Genomic DNA, 20,438 nt, shown 5'->3' with positions numbered 1-20,438 from the left:
GGTGACGGTTCCCCCGCCGTACGGCCCACCTCCGGTCGGCTACCCGCCGCCCGGGTATCCCCCGCCGCCCGGCCGGCCCACCAACGCGCTGGCGATCGCCTCGCTCGTCTGTGCGTTCCTGATCGCCCCGCTGGGCATCGTGTTCGGCCACATCTCCCTGTCGCAGATCAAGCGCACCGGCGAGGAGGGCCGCGGCATGGCGCTGGCCGGCCTGATCATCGGCTACGTGGTGACGGTGCTGGGCACCCTGGCGCTGGTGGTCGGCATCGTGCTCACCCGGCTGGTGCTGGAGGACTTCCGCAACGGGCTGGACCGCTACGACTGGGATCCCGTCAACCCCGCCACACCAGCGGCCGGCAACCCGCTGCCGTCGTTCAAGCCGCCGGTGAACCTGGGTGGCAACTGCCAGTACCTGCCCACCACCGAGAAGGCCGCCCGGCCGGTGACCCCGCCGCGGATGGGCAAGGTGCCGACCGCCCCCGCGACGGTGGCCGGCGTGATCGCCACCGACCGCGGCGCCATTCCGGTCGAACTCGACAACGCCAAGGCACCGTGCACGGTGAACAATTTCGCCAGCCTGGCCGCGCAGGGCTTCTTCGACGGGACGCCGTGCCACCGGCTGACCACCGGCAGCGACCTGAGCGTGCTGCAGTGCGGTGACCCGACCGGCACCGGCAAGGGCGGTCCCGGCTACCAGTTCCCCAACGAGTACCCGACCAACCAGTACCGGCTGACCGATCCGGCCGTGAAGACACCGGTGATCTATCCGCGCGGCACGCTCGCGATGGCCAATTCCGGGCCCGGCACCAACGGCAGCCAGTTCTTCCTGGTCTACCGGGACTCGCAGCTGCCGCCCACCTACACCGCGTTCGGCACCGTCGACGAGACGGGACTGGCGGTGCTCGATCAGATCGCCGCCGGCGGTGTCGGCGGCGGCGGGGACGACGGCAAGCCGGCCGACCCGGTGAACATCTCGACAGTGCGGGTGCAGTAGCGCGACGGCGACTAGGCTGGTGTCCGGACCGTCCCGTCATCCGACGTTACGAGTGAAACATCAACCGGGAGAACCATTCTCATGCCCACTACGGCTGCCGCCGACGCGTCGACACGGATGCGACTGCCCGCGCAGTGCTGGCTGACCGACATGGACGGCGTCCTGGTGCGCGAGGAGCACGCCTTGCCCGGTGCCGCCGAGTTCCTGGCCCGGCTCACCGAGAAGGACCGGCCGTTCCTGGTGCTGACCAACAACTCGATCTTCACCCCGCGCGATCTGGCCGCCCGGCTCAGCCGGTCCGGACTGAGCGTGCCCGAGGAAGCCATCTGGACCTCGGCGCTGGCCACCGCGGCGTTCCTGGACGACCAGCTGTCCGGCGGCTCGGCATACGTCATCGGCGAGGCCGGCCTCACCACCGCGCTCCACGAGATCGGCTACACCCTGACCGACACCGAGCCCGATTTCGTCGTGCTCGGTGAGACCCGGACGTACTCGTTCGAGGCGATCACCAAGGCCGTCCGCCTCATCGGGGACGGCGCCCGGTTCATCGCCACCAATCCCGACGTGACCGGCCCGTCCGCGCAGGGCCCGCTGCCGGCCACCGGTTCGGTGGCGGCCATGATCACCAAGGCCACCGGACGGGAGCCGTATTTCGTCGGCAAGCCGAACCCGATGATGTTCCGCAGCGCGCTCAACCGCATCGCGGCGCACTCCGAGACGACGGTCATGGTCGGCGACCGGATGGACACCGATGTGGTCGCCGGTATCGAAGCCGGCCTGGACACCATCCTGGTGCTCACCGGCTCCACCACCGAGGCCGACATCACCAGCTATCCGTTCCGGCCGGGCCGGGTGCTGCCGTCCATCGCCGAGGCGATCGAGCTGATCTAGTTGCGCTTGGACTGGATGTAGAACTCGACGTCGTCGCCGTTGACCTTGGTGATCTTCAGATGGGCCGTGTAGTAGCCGTCGGGCCCGGTGAAATGGCAGTCGAACTCGGTCCCGACCTCCGCTTTGACACCGGACGGGCAGCTCACGTCGGTCGGCTTGAACCCGGTCTTGGACACCACCTTGACCACCTGCTCGGCGGCGCCCTCGGGCTTGATGGTGGCGCCGCAACCGGCCAGCAGAACGGCCAGGCCGGCGACGACGACTGCGAGGGCTGCACGCATCGTCGCAGTATCGCAGCCGGTGAGACCCGTGTCACCCGCCGTGTTGAGATGATCGCGGCCGCGGCGGGCGTTGCCAGGAGAACTTGTGTCGAAACCACACCCGGGTGAGGAGACAACGTGACGGCTGACGTGGCCGCCCCCGTCGAGGTTCAGCGGGGTGCCTACACCCTGCTGTTGGTGCTGAGCGGCGTCGCCCTGGGTGTCTCCGGCGTCCCCGCGCCGCTGTACGGGATGTACGAGAAGGTCTGGCACCTCACCCCGCTGGCCACCACGATCATCTTCGCCGTCTACGCGCTTGCCGCCCTCGGCGCCGTGCTGGTGTCGGGCCGGATCTCCGACGCGATCGGCCGCAAACCGGTGCTGCTCGGCGCGCTGGTCGCCATGATCGTCGGCCTCGGGGTGTTCCTGATCGCCGACAGCATGGGCATGCTGCTGCTCGCCCGCGTCATCCACGGCGCGGCCGTCGGGTCCATCGTGGTCGCCGGTGCCGCGGCACTGCTGGATCTGCGGCCGCACCACCGGGTGCGCTCCGGTCAGCTGTCCGGCGTCGCGTTCAACATCGGCATGACGGTCGCCATCGTGGGCTCGGCCATCCTGGCCCAGTACGCCCCGCACCCCATGCGCACGCCGTACGCGGTGGTGGCGGCCATCGTCGCCGTGGTCGGCATCGGCGTGGTCGCCCTGCGCGAACCGCACCAAGCCCGCACCCGCGGCCCCATCCGGATCGCCCGGCCCGCCGTGCCCGCACACATCCGCGGCGACTTCTGGTTCGCCGCCCTGGGTGCGGCCGCCTCCTGGTCGGTGCTCGGCGTGCTGCTCTCGCTCTACCCGTCGCTGGCCGCCCAGCAGACCCACGTGCACAACCTGGTGTTCGGCGGCATCGTGGTGGGCACCACGGCGTTCGCGGCCGCGCTGGCCCAGCTGTGGTCCACCCGGGTGCCCGCCCACCGGGCCGCCATCTACGGGGATATCGGGATGGCGGTGGCCCTGCTGGTCACCATCCCGGTGCTGGCCACCCACAACCAATGGCTGGTGTTCGCCGCCGCCGCATTGCTGGGCGCCACCTTCGGACTCGGGTTCGGCGGCTCCCTGCGCCACCTGTCCGACGTGGTGCCCGCCGACCGCCGCGGCGAGACGATGTCGGCGTTCTATCTGCTCGCCTACACCGCCATGGCGGTGCCCACCATCGTCGCCGGCTGGGCCGCCACGCAGTGGGAGCTGCACGCGGTCTTCCCGTGGTTCGCCGGCGCGGTGGCGCTGGCCTGCCTGGGGGCCGCGGGGGTCGGTGCATGGAGCACCCGTCGCGCCGCTCAGGCTTGATTGCGGCTCACGCCGCTCAGGCTTGATTGCGGCTCAGGCCGCTGACGTCACCCGGTAGACGTCGTACACACCCTCCACGTTGCGCACCACGTTCAGCACGTGACCCAGGTGCTTGGGATCGCCCATCTCGAAGGTGAACCGGCTGATCGCCACCCGGTCGTTGGACGTCGTCACCGACGCCGACAGGATGTTCACCTTCTCGTCGGCGAGCACCCGGGTGACATCGGACAGCAGCCGGTGCCGGTCGAGCGCCTCCACCTGGATGGCCACCAGGAACACCGACGACGGTGACGGCGCCCAGTGCACCTCGATGATGCGCTCGGACTGCTGCTGCAGCGACGCCGCATTGGTGCAGTCGGTGCGGTGCACGCTCACCCCGCCGCCGCGAGTGACGAACCCGAGGATGCTGTCGCCGGGCACCGGCGTGCAGCACTTGGCCAGTTTGGTCAGCACCCCGACCGCGCCCGGCACCGAGACGCCGACGTCGTCGGAGGTGCGCTGCCGCACCGGCATGGTGGCCGGCGTGGACCGCTCGGCGATCTCGTCCTCGGCCTCGTCGTCGCCGCCCAGCTGGGCCACCAGGCGTTGCACCACGTGCCGCGCCGAGATGTGGCCCTCACCGACGGCGGTGTACAGCGCCGACACGTCGGCGTAGTGCAGCTCGCGCGCCAGCGCCGTCATCGACTCGGCATTGAGCAGGCGCTGCAACGGAAGTCCGCCGCGGCGCACCTCGCGGGCGATGGCGTCCTTACCGGCCTCCAGTGCCTCCTCGCGGCGTTCCTTGGCGAACCACTGCCGGATCTTGGCCTTGGCGCGCGGGGACACCACGAACGTCTGCCAGTCCCGCGACGGACCCGCCGTGGTGGCCTTGGAGGTGAAAACCTCGACCTGGTCCCCGTTTTCGAGCTTGCGTTCCAGCGCCACCAGCCGGCCGTTGACCCGCGCACCGATGCAGCGGTGCCCGACCTCGGTGTGCACCGCGTAGGCGAAGTCCACCGGGGTGGACCCGGTGGGCAGTGTGACGACGTCCCCCTTCGGGGTGAACACGAAGATCTCCTGGACGGCCAGGTCGTAGCGCAGCGACTCCAGGAACTCCCCCGGGTCCGCGGCTTCCCGCTGCCAGTCCAGGAGTTGGCGCATCCAGGCCATCTCGTCGATCTCGGCGGCGGTGTGGCCGGCCGGTAAACCGTTGCGGCCCTTGGCCTCCTTGTACCGCCAGTGCGCCGCGATACCGAACTCCGCGGTGTCGTGCATCTCGTTGGTGCGGATCTGCACCTCCAGCGGCTTGCCCTCCGGGCCGACCACCGTGGTGTGCAGCGACTGGTACACCCCGTAGCGCGGCTGGGCGATGTAGTCCTTGAACCGGCCCGCCATCGGCTGCCACAGCGAGTGCACCACCCCGACGGCCGCGTAACAGTCACGCATGTCGTCGCACAGGATCCGCACACCCACCAGGTCGTGGATATCGTCGAAGTCGCGGCCCTTGACGATCATCTTCTGGTAGATCGACCAGTAGTGCTTGGGCCGGCCCTCGACCTTCGCGCTGATCTTCATCGCGCTCAGCGCCGCGCCGATCTCGGCCCGCACCTTGGCCAGGTAGGTGTCCCGCGACGGTGCCCGGTCGGCCACCAGCCGGACGATCTCCTCGTAGCGCTTGGGATGCAGGATCGCGAACGACAGATCCTCCAGTTCCCATTTCACCGTGGCCATGCCCAGTCGATGAGCAAGGGGGGCAATGACTTCCAACGTCTCGCGGGCCTTGCGCGCCTGCTTCTCCGGCGGCAGGAAACGCATCGTGCGCATGTTGTGCAGCCGGTCGGCGACCTTGATCACCAGCACCCGCGGGTCACGGGCCATCGCGATGATCATCTTCCGGATGGTCTCGCCCTCGGCGGCGGTGCCCAGCGCCACCTTGTCCAGCTTGGTCACCCCGTCGACGAGATGGCCGACCTCACTGCCGAAGTCGGCGGTCAGCGCCTCCAGCGAGTAGCCGGTGTCCTCCACGGTGTCGTGCAACAGCGCGGCCACCAGCGTGGTGGTGTCCATGCCGAGCTCGGCCAGGATGTTCGCCACGGCCAGCGGGTGGGTGATGTACGGGTCGCCGGACTTTCGCATCTGGCTGGCGTGCCGCTGCTCGGCGACATCGTAGGCGCGCTGCAGGATTGCCAGGTCGGCCTTCGGGTGGAACTCCCGGTGCACGGCGACCAGCGGCTCCAGCACCGGGTTCACCAGGCTGCGCTGCGCGGTCATCCGGCGGGCCAGCCGGGCCCGCACCCGGCGTGAGGCACTGATCTTGGAGGTGTCCAGCGCCGCGGTGTCCCCCGGCTGTGGCGGGACCGCGACGGTCTGCCCCGTGACGGGTTCGTCGGCCATGTTCACCTCCTGGAGTTAAAGGATATCCCTCACGCCGTTCACACCGTGGTCAGGCTGGTGACCCTCAACGGCTGTACCGCGCAACGTCCATCGAGCCCCGAGAGTTCCAGCACCACCGCGGCCCCGGTGACGTGCGCCCCGCTGCGTTCCAGCAGCCGGGCCGCCGCGGCCAGCGTCCCGCCGGTCGCCAGCACGTCGTCGATCACCAGCACGCGCCGGCCGGTCATGTCGATACCGTCGGCCGGAATCTCCAGGGTGGCCGAACCGTACTCCAGGTCGTAGCGCTCGGCGTGCACCGGCGGCGGTAGCTTCCCGCCCTTGCGCACCGCCAGCACGCCGGTACCCAGCTTCAGCGCCACCGCGGCACCGAGCAGGAATCCGCGGGCGTCGATACCGGCGATCAGGTCGGCGCCGTCGGCCGCCTCGGCCAGCGCGTCGGTGACCACGGCCAGCCCGCGCGCATCGGCCAGCACCGGGGTGAGGTCCTTGAATTGGATGCCCGGCTGTGGGAAGTCGGCGACGTTGCGGGTCAACTCGGCGATCACGGCCGCGGCGTCAGACATGGCTCACCGTTTTCATCCTCCCAGGACCCAGCGGTCCATGTTCCAGCCGGCGCCCCATCGGGTCGGATTGGACTGCACCGCCGACACCCGCTTCGACGTGAGCAGCGTGCGCTGTTGACGGTACAGCGGCAGGGTCGGGATATCGCCCCACAGGATCGGGCCGGCCTCGCCGAGCAGCCGGCTCAGCTCCTTGGGATCGGCGGTCACCGCCAGTGCGTCGATGATCCCGTCGATACGCCCGTTGGCATACCCGGACAGATTGTTGCCGTTGCCGAACCGCAGATCGTAGGCGTCCAGCGCCGACGATCCGGTGGATCCACTGCCGACGGCGCCACCGGTGCTACCGATCAGCACGTCGATGTTGTTGTCCCGCAAGCTCTGCGGGCCCACCGAGGCGCCGGATGCGTCGGTGACGGTGATCCCGGCCGCCGCGCAGGACTGCGCGATCGCGCCGACCGTCGCGGCCAGGCGGGCGTTGGGGCTCTGGTAGCCGATCCGCACCGTGAGCGGCTGGTTGTTCAGCGCGGCCCGGGCCGCGTCGGCGTTGGCCACCGCGAATTGACCTGCCTCCCCAGCGCTTTCGGCCGCCGAGAGCGCGTCGTCGGCGGTCGGGCTGAGCCGGGCGTTGGCAATCTGCACCCCGGCATTGCGGGCGATGGTGTCGCGCGGGGTGCACAGCGCCAGCGCACGCCGGGCCGGCGGGGCGGCCATCGGTCCCTGCGCCGAGAAGATCAACTGCTCGATCCCGGCCGACGCGCTGTCGGCGCGGCTGTACCCGGCGGGCAGGTTCAGCGTTCCCGACGACCCGGCGGCGATGTCGACGATGTCGAACTCCCCGCGGTTGACCCGGTCCTGGATGTCGGCACCCCTGGGCCACACCGTCACCCGCTGCGCGAGCGGTTTGGCACCCCACCACTTGTCGTTGGCGGTGAGCACCACCGCACCGTCCTTGGTCACCGACTCGATCTGGTACGGACCCGACGACGGGAAGCGCTTGCGGTCGATATCGGGCCCGAGGTTCCACAGCGTGTTCCAGGTCTGCGCTATCCGGTCGATCAGCGGGGCGTCCCCGGTCTGCAGGGCGGTGGTGACCGCACCGTCGCCGAGGCCGAGCTGATCGGCGATCACATGCGAGGGCATCAACGACGTGGCGCCGAACAGTTGACCGTAGTCGAGGACGCCGCGGTCCGGTGCGAACGTGACCCTGGCCTTCTTCTGGCCCGGGGCACAGTCCACCGTGGCGACGTCGCGGTACCCCGCGGTGCTGGCGGCGTCGAAGCCGGGATTGCGCCCGGACTGTGCGGCCCAGGCCAGCACCATGTCATCGCAGGTGATCGGTTTGCCGTCGGAGTACACCGCGTTGGCGTTGATCTCGTAGTCCAGCACCAGCGGCGCCCGGCCCACCACCGCGACGCTGCCGTAGTCGCGGTCGCCGATGATCTGCCCGTCGGGCCCCCGGTAGGTGAAACCGGTGAGCACACGCGCGAAGGCCTGCGGTCCTCCCGAGGCCGCACCGGCCACCGTGTTGGTGTTGTAGGTGATCAGCGTGCCGTCGACGGCGTAGTCGATGACGTGATCGGACCCGCTCGAGCATGCGGATGCCACCAGCGTCAGCGCGGCCAGCGCCGCACCGGTCCGGGTGATCGCCCGCCCACGCACTAGCGACGCCGCTTGCCCGACGGTCGGTTCGGCCGGGCCGGACGTGCCCCGGGAACGGGCTTGTCCGGTGCCGGGGTGGTCACGGTGGCCGTGTCGTCGGCGTCCTCGACGGCGCTGACGGAGTCCTCGACGACACCCTTGGCGGGCCCACCACCGGCGGCCGCGGCACGCCGGCGCAGCACGCGCCTGGTGTGGGTGCGCACCAGATCGGTGCGCTCCCGCATCGTCACCAGCAGCGGGGTGGCGAAGTAGATCGACGAGTAGGTACCGACGATGATGCCGACCAGCTGCACCAGCGCCAGGTCCTTCAGCGTGCCGACACCGAGCAGCCAGACCGCCACCACGATGAGGGCGAGGATCGGCAGCAGCGAGATGAGGCTGGTGTTGATCGACCGCATGAAGGTCTGGTTCACCGCGAGGTTGGCCTGCTCGGCGAACGTGCGCCGGGTGGTGTGCTCGAACCCGTGGGTGTTCTCCTCGACCTTGTCGAACACGATGACGGTGTCGTAGATCGAGAAGCCCAGGATGGTGAGCAGACCGATGACGGTGGCCGGTGTGACCTCGAAACCGACCAGCGCGTACACGCCCGCGGTGACGATGATGTCGAAGAACATGGCCGCCAGCGCCGAGATGGCCATGTACCTCTCGTAGCGCACGGTGATGTAGATGGAGACGATCACCAGGAACACCACCAGCGCGATCAGCGCCTTCTTGGTGATCTGGCCGCCCCAGGTCGACGACACGGCCGAATCACTGATGGCCTGCTTGCTGGGCTTGCCGTCGGAACCCTTGGGCTCGAACGCGTCGAACAGCGCCACCCGCAGCTTCTCGGTGTCGGCATTGCTCAGCGTCTCGGTGCGGATCTGCACGGTGGCCGACGCGCCGTTGCCGACGAGCACCACCGATTCCGGGGCGTGGCCCAGCGCCTTGCCGTACACCGTTTCGACCTGCTCGGCGGTCGCCTGTCCCTTGGCGCCGTCGACGGGCATGGACACCTTGGTGCCGCCCTCGAAGTCGATGCCGAAGGTGAAGCCGCGCAGCAGGATCGCGGCGAGCGCGACGGCGACGATGAGGCCGCTGATGATGAACCACATCTTGCGCTTGCCGATGACCTCGAAGGCACCGGTGCCCGTGTAGAGCCGGACGAAGAAGCTGTGGTGCGGCAGGTTCGACGATTCGGCCGCGTCCAGGGCCGGCGCCTCGACGGCGCCGGTCTCCACGTCGCTGCTGTCAGTGCTGTGTTTGGCAGCCATCTGTCATCCCCGTCCCGTGGTGTGCGCGGCACGCCGCTCGCGAGCGATCTGCTGGACCGCGCCGAGGCCGTTGAACGCCGGCTTGGACAGCGTCGCGGATTTGGTCGACAGGTACACCAGCGGCCACGTGACCAGGAAGACCACCAGCACGTCGAGGATGGTCGTCAGGCCGAGGGTGAACGCGAAGCCCTTGACCTGACCGACCGCCAGCACGTAGAGCACCGCCGCGGCCAGGAACGTCACCGCGTTACCCGAAAGGATGGTCTTGCGGGCGCGGGCCCAGCCGCGGGGCACCGCCGACCGGTAGGACCGGCCCTCCCGGATCTCGTCCTTGATGCGTTCGAAGAACACCACGAACGAGTCGGCGGTGGTGCCGATGCCGATGATCAGACCGGCGATACCGGCCAGATCCAGGGTGTAGTTGATGTATCTGCCCAGCAACACCAGCAGCGCGAACACCATGGCCCCGGACGCCACCAAGGACAGCGCCGTCAACAGCCCCAGCACGCGGTAATACAGCAGTGCGTAGGCCAGCACCAGCGCCAGACCGACCGCTCCGGCGATCAGGCCGGCCCGCAATGAGGTCAATCCGAGTGTGGCCGAAACGGTTTCGGCCTCCGACGATTCGAACGACAGCGGCAGCGAACCGTACTTGAGCACGTTGGCCAGCTCACGCGCCGAGTCCTGGGTGAACCGCCCGGTGATCTGGGTGCGGCCGCCGGGAATCGCCTCCTGGATCTCCGGGGCGCTGACCACCTGCGAGTCCAGCGTGAACGCGGTCTGGGTGCCGACGTTGGCGGCGGTGAAGTCCGCCCAGATCTTGGCGCCCTCACTCTTGAACTGCAGGTCGACGACGTAGTCGCCGCGCTGCTGGTCCAGGCCCGAGCTGGCGCTCTCGATCTGCTCACCGCTCATGATCGACTTGTCCAGCAGGTAGACCGTGGAGTGGTCGGTCGAGCAGGTCACCAGGGGCAGGTTCGGGTCGTCGTTGCCGGCGAGTACGTCCTCGTCGTTGCAGCGGGTGGCCTGGAACTGCAGTGCCAGCAGCTGGATGCTCTGATCGGTGCTCTGCCGCAGCTGCTTTTCGTCCGAGATGCGCTGGGCCAGATCGGCTTTGGCATCCGGGGCGCCCGGCGGCGCGGGCGCCGGTGCACCGGGTGCGGGCGCCGGTGCGCCGGGAGCGGGCGCGCCGGGTGCGGGGGTGCCGGGCGCCGGCGGCGGCGTCGGGGCGGGCTCCTGCGGGTACGGCCGGGGTTGGGCCGGCGGGGCGGGTGCGGCCGGCGGCGCCGGGGTCTGCGCTCCCGGCTGCGTGGGTGGTTTGATCGGCGCCTCCGGCTCGGCGGGCGCCAGCAGTGGCGGCCCACCCGGCGGCAAGCCGGGTGGCGCCCCCGGTGGGGCGCCCGGGGCGCCCTGCGGCGGCTGCTGCCCCTGTCCCTGCGCGGGGATCGCGTGGATCACCGGGCGGATGTAGAGGCGTGCGGTCTGGCCGAGGTTGCGGGCTTCGCTGCCATCGCTACCCGGCACGGTGATGACCAGGTTGTCCCCGTCGATGACGACCTCGGATCCGGACACGCCGAGCCCGTTCACACGGGAGCTGATGATCTCCTGCGCTTGCATCAGCGATTCCCGGGTCGGCCGGGAGCCGTCCGGGGTGCGGGCGGTCAGCGTGACGCGGGTGCCGCCCTGCAGGTCGATGCCCAGCTTGGGCTTGGCCTGCTTGTCACCGGTGAGAAAGACGAGAAGGTAGACGCCGACCAGAAGGATCAGAAAGAGCGCCAGGTAGCGGGCAGGATGCACCGGCGCCGAAGTCGATGCCACGGTTGTTGGGTCTCCTTGGAAGGGGTCTACACAGTACGAGCGTTACCGGGAGGGTACGCGGTCAGCCTGAACCGGTTGCGGTCAGTTGCCGTCAGTCTTGGGCGCCGGACGATCCGTGAGTTCCACGGCACCGGACTGCTCGTCGGCGTAGCCCACCTCGCTGTCGTCGGCGGAGTCATCGACCGCGTCGTCGTCGGCGGTGTCCTCGATGCGGTCGCGGACCGCGAGCTTCATCCACGTGGTGATGACTCCCGGCGCGATCTCCAGTTCGACGTTGTCGTCGGTGATGCCGGTGATGGTGCCCTGCAGGCCCGAGGTGGTGTGGATGCGGTCGCCGATCCGCAGCGATTCGTGCAGGTCGATGGTGGCCTGCATGGCCTTCTTCTGGCGGCGCGAGGCGAAGAACATGAACGCGCCCATGATGATGATGAGCGGCAGGAATACGACCAAATCCATGGGACGGCTGTCTTTCGTGGTTGTTACGCGGGCATGGCGGTGCGAACTCGGTCGCGGTGCCTCGTCGCAGACCAGTGTGCCATCACCCTGGTTGCCCGCCGATCCGCCCCGGAGCCGGCGGCGAGTTCCGGGTGGGCGGGGATCCGCCCCCAGGATGTATTCACGGCGACGGAAATCGTGGCAAGATACTCGCTGCAACACTCGATTCGAAGTCAGACAGCTGTTCAACTTCTGTTTTCACCCGCGTATGTGGGTAGCCGATTAGGCTCGGATCGCGTGTCATCCCCGCTGTGCACACCGATCAGGAGTCAACTGTGACTGCCGTCGAGCAGACCCGTCATCTCGCCACCACCATCCCCGGCCCGAAATCGTCGGCGCTGATCGAGCGTAAGACCGCCGCAGTCTCGCGCGGCGTCGGCACCACCATGCCGGTCTACGCCGCGCGGGCCGCCGGCGGCATCGTCGAGGACATCGACGGGAACCGGCTGATCGACCTCGGCTCGGGCATCGCGGTGACCACCATCGGCAACGCGTCACCGCGGGTCGTGGAGGCCGTCGCCGCCCAGGCCGGGCGGTTCACCCACACCTGCTTCATGGTCACTCCCTACGAGGAGTACGTCGCGGTCTGCGAACAGCTCAACCGGCTGACCCCCGTCGCCGGCGACAAGCGTTCGGCGCTGTTCAACTCCGGTTCCGAAGCCGTCGAGAACGCCGTCAAGATCGCCCGGTCCTATACCCGTAAACAGGCCGTCGTCTCCTTCGATCACGCCTATCACGGCCGCACCAACCTCACCATGGCGCTGACCGCCAAGTCGATGCCCTACAAGCACGGCTTCGGCCCGTTCGCCCCCGAGGTGTACCGCGCTCCCCTGTCCTACCCGTTCCGCGACGCGGAGTTCGGCAAGGAACTGGCCACCGACGGCGAACTGGCCGCCAAGCGGGCGATCAGCGTGATCGACAAGCAGGTCGGCGCGGACAACCTGGCCGCCGTCATCATCGAACCGATCCAGGGCGAGGGCGGTTTCATCGTCCCGGCCGAGGGCTTCCTGCCCACGCTGCTGGACTGGTGTCGCAAGAACAACGTCGTCTTCATCGCCGACGAGGTGCAGACCGGGTTCGCCCGCACCGGCAGAATGTTCGCCTGCGAGCACGAGGGCATCGAGCCGGATCTGATCGTCACCGCCAAGGGCATCGCCGACGGCCTGCCGTTGTCGGCGGTCACCGGCCGCGCCGAGATCATGGACGCCCCGCACGTCTCCGGGCTGGGCGGCACCTACGGCGGCAACCCGGTGGCCTGCGCGGCCGCCCTGGCCACCATCGCGACCATCGAGTCGGACAACATGGTGGCCCGCGCCGCCGAGATCGAGACGCTGATGAAGGAACGCCTCGGCCGCATGCAGGCCGACGACGACCGCATCGGCGATGTCCGCGGCCGCGGCGCGATGATCGCCGTGGAACTGGTCAAGCCGGGCACCACCGAACCCGACGCCGACCTGACCAAGGCGCTGTGCGCGGCGGCCCACGCCCAGGGCGTGATCGTGTTGTCGTGCGGCACCTACGGAAACGTGCTGCGCTTCCTGCCGCCGCTGGCCATCTCCGACGAGCTGCTCATCGAGGGGCTCGACATCCTGGCGGCTGCCCTCAAGGCGTTGTGATGACCACCGTCCGCAATTTCATCGGCGGCGAACTGGTCGACTCCGTCGGCGGGGCCACCATGCCCCTGGTCGATCCGTCCACCGGGCAGCAGTACGGCACCGCCCCGATCTCCACCGAGGCCGATGTCGACAACGCGTACGCGGCGGCCGCGCACGCGTTCCAGGAGTGGAAGCGCACCACCCCGTCGCAACGGCAGAAGGCGCTGCTGGACTTCGCCGACGACGTCGAACGCCACGCCGACGAACTGGTGGCGGCCGAGGGCCGCAACACCGGCAAGCCCAACCATGTCACGGCGGCCGAGGAGATCCCGCCGATGCTGGACCAGATCCGGTTCTTCGCCGGTGCGGCCCGGGTTCTGGAGGGCAAGTCGGCGGGCGAGTACATGGCCGACCACACATCGTGGATCCGCCGGGAACCGGTCGGCGTGATCGGCCAGGTGGCTCCGTGGAACTACCCGATGATGATGGCGATCTGGAAGTTCTGCCCGGCGATCGCGGCGGGCAACACCGTCGTGCTCAAGCCCAGTGACACCACCCCGGTGACCACCGTGATGCTGGCCGAGATCGCCGCCCGGCACTTCCCCGCCGGCGTGCTCAACGTCGTCACCGGTGACCGCGTCACCGGCGCGGCCGTCGTCGCGCACCCGACGCCCGAGATGGTGTCGATCACCGGGTCGGTGGCGGCCGGTCGCGCCGTCGCGGTGAGCGCCGGCGGCCACCTCAAGCGCACCCACCTCGAGCTGGGCGGCAAGGCGCCGGTCATCGTCTTCGAGGACGCCGATATCGCCGCCGCCGCGGAAGGCATTGCCACCGCGGGCTATTTCAACGCCGGGCAGGACTGCACGGCCGCCACCCGGGTGCTGGCACCGGCGTCGATCGTCGCCGACCTGACCGCCGCGCTGGCCGAGCAGGCCAAGGCGGCGACCACCACGTTCGGCCGGGCGGCCGGTGACGAGGACGCCTGGGTGCCGCCGGTGAACAACGTCGACCAGATGCAGCGGGTGCTCGGTTTCTTCGAGGACGTGCCGGCCCACGCCACCGTCGCAACCGGCGGAAAGCGGCAGGGCGACAAGGGTTTCTACGTCGAGCCGACGGTGGTGGGCGGCCTGCGCCAGGACGACCGGATGATCCAGAACGAGATCTTCGGACCCGTCATCACCGTGCAGGAGTTCGCCTCCGAGGAGCAGGCGCTGGACTGGGCCAACGGCGTCGAGTACGGGCTGGCGTCCTCGGTGTGGACCAAGGACGTCTCCCGCGCCATCCGGATGTCCAACGCGCTGGATTTCGGCTGCGTGTGGATCAACACCCACATCCCGCTGGTGGCCGAGATGCCGCACGGTGGCTACAAGTCATCGGGCCACGGCAAGGATCTGTCGATGTACGGGCTCGAGGACTACACCCGGATCAAGCACGTGATGGTGTACACCGGCTGACGCCTAGTGCGGCACCGGTGTGTGCCGGTGCCAGAACGCGCGGCGGCGTGGGGTGGTGTCCCTGACCTCGCCGACCTCGGCGGGGTCGGCGACCTGCGCCGAGGTGGTCAGCGGCCGGCGGGCGTAGCTCATATCCCGGACGCTGCGCACCGAGAGCCGGCCCACGGCCATGCCGCCGAGCACGGCGATGAGCGTGCCGAGCCCGGTGAAGAACGTCAGCTCCAGCAGCAGCACCTGCTGGGAGTCCAACCCGGTCGCGGGGGCGCCGATATCGCCGAGCGCCAGCGTGGCGGTGAAGGACCTGCCGATCACGAACCATGCGCCGGCGGCCACGGCGAGCCAGCCGCCCAGCATGGCGGTGGCCCGGTTACCCGACGTCAGCAGCAACAGGCCGCCGAGGACGGCCACCGCACCCGGCAGCACCTCCAGCCAGCCGCGCGCCGCGGTCCAGGTCCAGGCCTGGTCCGGGGTGTACGCGAAGTGCAGATAGGGGCCGATGAACGGGGCGAGTGCACCCCACGCCCCCAAGATCATCACCAGGAATCCGCTTGCCGCGCCGCGGCTGCGCGGGATGGCCAATCGCCCGGTGCGGGCCGGGGCCCCAGTGGTCGCAGTGCTCTCAGTCATGTTTCCTCCTCATGCCTGGGCATGAGGTACCCGCTGGCCGGCCTGGCCAATCCGAGCCGGGTTCAGGCCAGCCCCACCGCCACCAGGACCACCGCGATCAGCGGCAGCACGCCCTGGGTGATGGCGGCGCGCGCCTTGTCCGGCGACGACAGCAGCAGCACCAGCGCCGCGGCCAGCATCGATCCGACGCCGGCGAAGATCAGTGCCGCGCCGACCGCGTCATGGCCGGACAGCAGCGCCGCGATGCCGATGCCGGACACGATGGCCAGGAACAGGTTGTAGAACCCCTGGTTGAAGGCGAGCTCCTTGGTGGCGGCGGCCTCTTCGGCGGAGGTGCCGAACGTCGCCCGGGTCCGGGCCGACGTCCAGGTCAACGACTCCATCACGAAGATGTACACGTGCAGCAGCGCGGCAAGGGCCGCGACGGTCACACCGGCGGTCAGCATGCCGTCTATTCAAACAGCCCGGCCTGGCCCAGACCGGTGACCGGGGGCTGCAGGCCCAGGTGTGTCCAGGCCTGTGGTGTGGCGACGCGGCCGCGCGGGGTGCGGGCGATCATGCCGGCCCGCACCAGGAACGGTTCGCAGACCTCCTCCACGGTGGTGGCTTCCTCACCGACCGCGACAGCAAGGGTGGACACCCCGACCGGTCCGCCACCGAAGCTGCGGGTCAACGCCGACAGCACGGCGCGGTCCAGCCGGTCCAGGCCGAGCTCGTCGACGTCGTAGACCTCCAGGGCGGCCTTGGCGATATCGCGGGTGATGACACCGTCGGCGCGCACCTCGGCGTAATCGCGCACCCGGCGCAGCAGCCGGTTGGCGATGCGGGGTGTCCCGCGGGAGCGCCGGGCCACCTCGGCGCCGGCCTCGGCACCCAATTCGATGCCGAGGATGCCGGCCGAGCGGGCCAGCACCCGTTCCAGGTCGCCGGGTTCGTAGAAGTCCATGTGCGCGGTGAAGCCGAACCGGTCGCGCAGGGGGCCGGTCAGCGCGCCGGACCGCGTGGTGGCGCCGACCAGGGTGAACGGGGCGACGTCCAGCGGGATCGATGTGGCGCCGGGGCCCTTGCCCACCACGACGTCCACCCGGAAGTCCTCCATCGCGAGGTAGAGCATCTCCTCCGCGGGCCGGGCGATCCGGTGGATCTCGTCGATGAACAACACGTCGCCCTCGACCAGATTGGACAGCATGGCGGCCAGATCGCCGGCCCGCTCCAGGGCGGGACCGGAGGTGACGCGCAGCGCGGAGCCCAGTTCGGCGGCGATGATCATCGCCAGCGACGTCTTGCCAAGGCCGGGCGGACCGGACAACAGGATGTGATCGGGGGTGCCGCCGCGGTTCTTGGCACCCTCGATGACCAGCTGCAGCTGCTCGCGGACCCGGTGCTGGCCGATGAATTCACCCAGCGAGCGGGGCCGCAGGCTGGCGTCGATGTCGCCTTCACCGACGGTCAGCGCGGGCGAGACCTCGCGCTCCTGGGCTTCGGCGTCCTCGTCGAACCGGCTCATTTCTTACCCAACATCGACAGCGCGGCACGCAGGGCGCCCGACGTGCTGGCCTCCGGATCACCGGCCAGCACCTTGTCGGTGGCCTCCTCCGCCTGTTTGGCCGGAAAGCCAAGCCCGACGAGGGCTTCCACGACGGGTCCGCGAACGCCGAAGCCACCGGCGGCGGCCTGGCCCGCGCCGGCGACGGCGCCGATCTTGTCGCGTAGTTCGAGCACCATGCGCTCGGCGCCACGCTTGCCGATGCCGGGCACCCGGGTCAGTGCGGTGACATCACCGTCGGCCAGCGCCTGGCGCAACGCCTGCGCGTCGTACACCGCCAGGGTGGCCAGCGCGATCTTGGGCCCAACTCCGGACACCCCGAGCAGCGTGGTGAACAGGTCCCTGGCCTCGCCGTCGGCGAAGCCGTACAACGTCATGGAGTCCTCGCGGACGATCATCGCGGTGATCAGCCGGGCGTCCTCGCCGCGGCGCAGCGTCGCCAGCGTGGTCGGGGTGGCCATCACCTTGTAGCCGACACCGGCCGCTTCGATGACGGCGTGGTCCAGCGCGATGTCGACGACCTCGCCGCGTACCGAGGCGATCATGCCCGGGCCGCCTTCAACCGGGCCTGGTAGGCACGTTTGGCTTCGGCGGCCTTGGCCTCGGCCTGGGCCATCCGCGCGATCATCGGGGCGCGCCAGCAGTGACAGATGGCCAACGCCAGGGCGTCGGCGGCGTCCGCTGGTGTCGGTTTCTGTTGCAAGGCAAGGATTTTCGTCACCATGGTGGTGACCTGTGCCTTGTCGGCCCTGCCGTTGCCGGTCACCGCGGCCTTGACCTCACTGGGGGTGTGGAAGTGCACGTCGATATCGCGCTTGGCCGCGGCCAGCGCGATGACACCGCCGGCCTGGGCGGTGCCCATCGCGGTGTTGGCGTTCTGGTTGGCGAACACCCGCTCGATGGCGATGACGTCGGGAAGGTGGGTGTCCATCCAGTGCTCGACGGTGTCACTGATGGTGAGCAGCCGCCGGTGCAGCGGCGTGTCGGCGGGTGTGCGCACCACGTCGACGTCCAGCGCGATGACGTGGCGGCCGCGCCCGGTCTCGATCACCGACAGACCACAACGCGTCAGCCCGGGATCGACTCCCATTACCCGCACGCCAACCCCTTCACCGACAGAACACGTGTTCGATCAGCCTAGCGGCCCGGTCCGTCACCGCCTGGTAGGGACACGCTCGCTCACAGTTGGTAGTGCCCGGACCGCCAGCCCTGGGCCAACCGCAGTGCCTGCTCGTTGATGCGCGCACCCGAGCGCCGCCAGCCGCGCACCAGTTCGGTCTCCATTTCCTGCCCACCGCGTTGGATCACAATCCGCCACCGCGCGCCCAGCACCTTGGTCATCAGCCAGAACGGCCACAGCAGCAGGAACGGTGCGGCGAGCAACCAGGTGAACCAATCGAGATCGACGACATCACTGAGGTCCGGGAACGGCCACCATCGCCGGTGCACCGACCATTGCGTGCCGTTGGGGTCCGTGACCACAGCCATGACGGACATCCTGGCACGCTGGTGGCATGCACATCGTCATCGCCGGCGGCCACGGCAAGATCGCCCTGCTGCTGGAACGCCTGCTCGCCGCGCGCGGGGACACGGTCACCGGCATCATCCGCAATCCCGCCCAGGCCGCCGATCTGGAGGCCGCCGGCGCCGCGCCCGTCGTGCTCGATCTGGAGCGGGCGTCGGTGCAGCAGGTCGCCGAGGTCATCCGCGGCGCCGACGCGGTGGTGTTCGCCGCGGGCGCCGGGCCGGGCAGCGGGGTGGCCCGCAAACAGACCGTCGACCGTGACGCTGCCGTGCTGCTCGCCGACGCGGCCGAGGCCGCCGGTGTCGGGCGCTATGTCATGGTGTCGGCCATCGCCGCCGACGACCGCAGCCTGGACGCGGGGTACGACGAGGTGTTCCGCGCCTATATCCGGGCCAAGTCCGAGGCGGACGCGAATGTGCGGGCACGTGCCGGCCTGCGTGCCACGATCGTGCGGCCGGGCGGCCTGACCGACGAACCGGGCACCGGAAAGGTGACCGTCGCGGAGTCGACGGGACGCGGCACCATCCCCCGCGCCGATGTCGCGGGCGTGCTGCTGGCCGTGCTGGACCGGCCGGACACCGCCGGCCGGACCTTCGAGCTGATAGGCGGGGATACGCCGATCGGCGCTGCGCTCTAGTCCTCTTCGAGGGCGGCGGCGACGTCCTCGGGGATGTCGACGTTGGTGTAGACCTCTTGCACGTCGTCGCTGTCCTCCAGGGCGTCGACGAGCTTGAGCACCTTGCGGGCGCCCTCCAGGTCCACCTGCACGCTGACCGACGGCTGGAAGCTGGCCTCGGCCGAGTCGTAGTCGATCCCGGCGTCCTGCAGCGCGGTGCGCACGGCAACCAGATCGGTGGGCTCGGAGATGATCTCGAAGCTCTCGCCCAGGTCGTTGATCTCCTCGGCACCGGCTTCGAGCACCGCAGCCAGCACATCGTCCTCGGACAGACCGTTCTTCTCCAGGGTGATGATGCCCTTGCGGGAGAACAGGTACGCCACCGAACCGGGGTCGGCCATGTTGCCGCCGTTGCGCGTCATCGCCACGCGGACCTCACCGGCGGCCCGGTTCTTGTTGTCGGTCAGACACTCGATGAGCACCGCGACACCGTTCGGTCCGTAGCCCTCGTAGGTGATGGTCTGCCAGTCGGCGCCGCCCGCCTCTTCACCGGCGCCGCGCTTGCGCGCGCGCTCGATGTTGTCGTTGGGGACCGAGGACTTCTTGGCCTTCTGGATGGCGTCGTACAGCGTCGGGTTACCACCCGGGTCACCACCACCGGTGCGGGCCGCCACCTCGATGTTCTTGATCAGCTTGGCGAAGTTCTTGCCCCGGCGGGCGTCGATGATCGCCTTCTTGTGCTTCGTGGTGGCCCACTTGGAATGGCCGCTCATGCAGGTACGCCCTCTTTCTGATCAAACTCCGGCTGTCCATTCTACGTGGCCAGATCCCCTTCGATATAACGCTGGAGGTTCGGCGCCACGGCAGCGACCAGTTCCTCCTCGGTCATGGTGGCCACCGGCTCGATCTGCCAGATGTAGCGCATCATCGCCAAACCCATGATCTGCGAGGACACCAGGCCACTGCGCACCTTGCGATCGCGCTCGTCGGCACCCAGCTGCGCCACCCCCATCAGCTGACCCTCGACCACGCGGCGCAACTTCTCCCGGGTGCTCTGATCGTGGGCCGCGGTCTGGAGCACCGAGCGCAGTACGGGCCCGATCTCGTCGTCGGCCCAGGCGCCGAGCATCAGCCGTAGCAGCGCTGCGCCCAGCTCGGGCAGCGGTGTCGTCCAGGTCGTGGCGACGTTGTCCAACCAGCGCGGAGGCGGTGTCGTCGCCGCGTCCAGCAGCCCATCCTTGGACCCGAAGTAGTGGTAGACCAGCGCCGGATCCACGTCGGCCGCCCGGGCCACCGACCTGATCGTCGTCCCGGCGTATCCGGTGTCCGCGAACGCGTCGCGGGCGGCGGCGAGGATGCGCGCCTGCAGGACGCCCCGCTCATCTCGAGGCCCAGGGGGCACCGCGTTCTTCACCATGGACACACCCT

The 20,438-nt window shown here is 69.5% G+C and carries 21 protein-coding genes; 6 read left to right on the top strand and 15 right to left on the bottom strand.

Annotation, left to right across the window (positions count from 1 at the left end):
- The first annotated feature begins 1 nt into the window (after window position 1).
- Window positions 2–994: a peptidylprolyl isomerase gene (locus tag BN977_RS29745; protein ID WP_036403642.1), complete on the top strand. Its 993-nt coding sequence runs from the start codon at window positions 2–4 to the stop codon at window positions 992–994.
- Window positions 995–1,111: 117 nt separating this feature from the next.
- A complete protein-coding gene (locus tag BN977_RS29740) occupies window positions 1,112–1,885 on the top strand; it encodes an HAD-IIA family hydrolase (protein WP_024452909.1) in 774 nt (257 codons plus the stop codon).
- On the opposite strand, the gene BN977_RS29735 is transcribed toward BN977_RS29740, so the two are convergent.
- Complete coding sequence (locus BN977_RS29735; protein ID WP_036403639.1) at window positions 1,882–2,166, bottom strand: DUF4333 domain-containing protein; 285 nt, start codon at window positions 2,164–2,166, stop codon at window positions 1,882–1,884. The two genes, BN977_RS29740 and BN977_RS29735, sit on opposite strands and share 4 nt — an antisense overlap.
- A 117-nt stretch (window positions 2,167–2,283) precedes the next feature.
- Between BN977_RS29735 and BN977_RS29730 the strand changes: the two genes are divergently transcribed.
- Window positions 2,284–3,486, top strand: coding sequence for an MFS transporter (locus tag BN977_RS29730; protein ID WP_036403637.1), 1,203 nt, complete (start codon window positions 2,284–2,286; stop codon window positions 3,484–3,486).
- 33 nt (window positions 3,487–3,519) lie between these two features.
- Here the strand turns inward: BN977_RS29730 and BN977_RS29725 are convergent, their stop codons facing one another.
- The 6 genes from BN977_RS29725 to yajC all read right to left on the bottom strand — a co-directional run bounded on the left by BN977_RS29725 (window position 3,520) and on the right by yajC (window position 11,608).
- Window positions 3,520–5,859 carry a RelA/SpoT family protein gene (locus BN977_RS29725; protein WP_036404903.1) on the bottom strand — a complete coding sequence of 780 codons (2,340 nt, stop codon included), beginning with the start codon at window positions 5,857–5,859 and terminating at the stop codon, window positions 3,520–3,522.
- Window positions 5,860–5,897: 38 nt separating this feature from the next.
- Window positions 5,898–6,422, bottom strand: coding sequence for an adenine phosphoribosyltransferase (locus tag BN977_RS29720; protein ID WP_036403635.1), 525 nt, complete (start codon window positions 6,420–6,422; stop codon window positions 5,898–5,900).
- A gap of 12 nt (window positions 6,423–6,434) precedes the next feature.
- Window positions 6,435–8,081: an ABC transporter substrate-binding protein gene (locus tag BN977_RS29715; RefSeq protein WP_036403633.1), complete on the bottom strand. Its 1,647-nt coding sequence runs from the start codon at window positions 8,079–8,081 to the stop codon at window positions 6,435–6,437.
- Window positions 8,081–9,334, bottom strand: coding sequence for a protein translocase subunit SecF (gene secF / locus BN977_RS29710; protein WP_036403630.1), 1,254 nt, complete (start codon window positions 9,332–9,334; stop codon window positions 8,081–8,083). The genes BN977_RS29715 and secF overlap by 1 nt, the downstream gene beginning before the upstream one ends.
- A 3-nt stretch (window positions 9,335–9,337) precedes the next feature.
- A complete protein-coding gene (gene secD / locus BN977_RS29705) occupies window positions 9,338–11,152 on the bottom strand; it encodes a protein translocase subunit SecD (protein WP_036403627.1) in 1,815 nt (604 codons plus the stop codon).
- 81 nt (window positions 11,153–11,233) lie between these two features.
- A complete protein-coding gene (yajC, locus tag BN977_RS29700) occupies window positions 11,234–11,608 on the bottom strand; it encodes a preprotein translocase subunit YajC (RefSeq protein WP_036403625.1) in 375 nt (124 codons plus the stop codon).
- Between the two features lie 314 nt (window positions 11,609–11,922).
- Between yajC and gabT the strand changes: the two genes are divergently transcribed.
- Window positions 11,923–13,263, top strand: coding sequence for a 4-aminobutyrate--2-oxoglutarate transaminase (gabT, locus tag BN977_RS29695; RefSeq protein ID WP_024455837.1), 1,341 nt, complete (start codon window positions 11,923–11,925; stop codon window positions 13,261–13,263).
- A complete protein-coding gene (locus BN977_RS29690) occupies window positions 13,263–14,696 on the top strand; it encodes an aminobutyraldehyde dehydrogenase (RefSeq protein ID WP_036403621.1) in 1,434 nt (477 codons plus the stop codon). Before gabT ends, BN977_RS29690 begins: the two co-directional genes overlap by 1 nt.
- Before the next feature lie 3 nt (window positions 14,697–14,699).
- On the opposite strand, the gene BN977_RS29685 is transcribed toward BN977_RS29690, so the two are convergent.
- The 6 genes from BN977_RS29685 to BN977_RS29660 all read right to left on the bottom strand — a co-directional run bounded on the left by BN977_RS29685 (window position 14,700) and on the right by BN977_RS29660 (window position 18,357).
- Complete coding sequence (locus tag BN977_RS29685; protein ID WP_024455835.1) at window positions 14,700–15,323, bottom strand: hypothetical protein; 624 nt, start codon at window positions 15,321–15,323, stop codon at window positions 14,700–14,702.
- 62 nt (window positions 15,324–15,385) lie between these two features.
- Window positions 15,386–15,769 carry a DUF1304 domain-containing protein gene (locus tag BN977_RS29680; RefSeq protein WP_036403619.1) on the bottom strand — a complete coding sequence of 128 codons (384 nt, stop codon included), beginning with the start codon at window positions 15,767–15,769 and terminating at the stop codon, window positions 15,386–15,388.
- 5 nt (window positions 15,770–15,774) lie between these two features.
- Window positions 15,775–16,830, bottom strand: coding sequence for a Holliday junction branch migration DNA helicase RuvB (gene ruvB, locus BN977_RS29675; protein ID WP_036403617.1), 1,056 nt, complete (start codon window positions 16,828–16,830; stop codon window positions 15,775–15,777).
- On the bottom strand, window positions 16,827–17,414 hold the full coding sequence (gene ruvA / locus BN977_RS29670) for a Holliday junction branch migration protein RuvA (RefSeq protein WP_024455832.1): 588 nt from the start codon (window positions 17,412–17,414) through the stop codon (window positions 16,827–16,829). Before ruvA ends, ruvB begins: the two co-directional genes overlap by 4 nt.
- A complete protein-coding gene (gene ruvC, locus BN977_RS29665) occupies window positions 17,411–17,968 on the bottom strand; it encodes a crossover junction endodeoxyribonuclease RuvC (protein WP_024455831.1) in 558 nt (185 codons plus the stop codon). The genes ruvA and ruvC overlap by 4 nt, the downstream gene beginning before the upstream one ends.
- Before the next feature lie 80 nt (window positions 17,969–18,048).
- Window positions 18,049–18,357 (bottom strand): hypothetical protein, encoded by a 309-nt coding sequence (locus BN977_RS29660; protein ID WP_036404898.1) that lies wholly within the window; start codon window positions 18,355–18,357, stop codon window positions 18,049–18,051.
- Between the two features lie 26 nt (window positions 18,358–18,383).
- Between BN977_RS29660 and BN977_RS29655 the strand changes: the two genes are divergently transcribed.
- The gene (locus tag BN977_RS29655) at window positions 18,384–19,031 is read left to right on the top strand and encodes an NAD(P)H-binding protein (RefSeq protein WP_036403614.1); all 648 of its coding nucleotides are present in this window, start codon (window positions 18,384–18,386) and stop codon (window positions 19,029–19,031) included.
- Here BN977_RS29655 and BN977_RS29650 read toward each other — a convergent pair.
- On the bottom strand, window positions 19,028–19,783 hold the full coding sequence (locus tag BN977_RS29650; protein WP_024455828.1) for a YebC/PmpR family DNA-binding transcriptional regulator: 756 nt from the start codon (window positions 19,781–19,783) through the stop codon (window positions 19,028–19,030). The genes BN977_RS29655 and BN977_RS29650 overlap by 4 nt on opposite strands.
- A gap of 41 nt (window positions 19,784–19,824) precedes the next feature.
- Window positions 19,825–20,427 carry a TetR/AcrR family transcriptional regulator gene (locus BN977_RS29645; RefSeq protein WP_036403612.1) on the bottom strand — a complete coding sequence of 201 codons (603 nt, stop codon included), beginning with the start codon at window positions 20,425–20,427 and terminating at the stop codon, window positions 19,825–19,827.
- Window positions 20,428–20,438 lie beyond the last annotated feature (11 nt).

The sequence above is a fragment of the Mycolicibacterium cosmeticum genome (assembly GCF_000613185.1).
Lineage (GTDB): Bacteria > Actinomycetota > Actinomycetes > Mycobacteriales > Mycobacteriaceae > Mycobacterium > Mycobacterium cosmeticum.
Note: the sequence above shows the minus strand (reverse complement) of the source record. Positions and strands in the feature narration are given on the sequence as shown.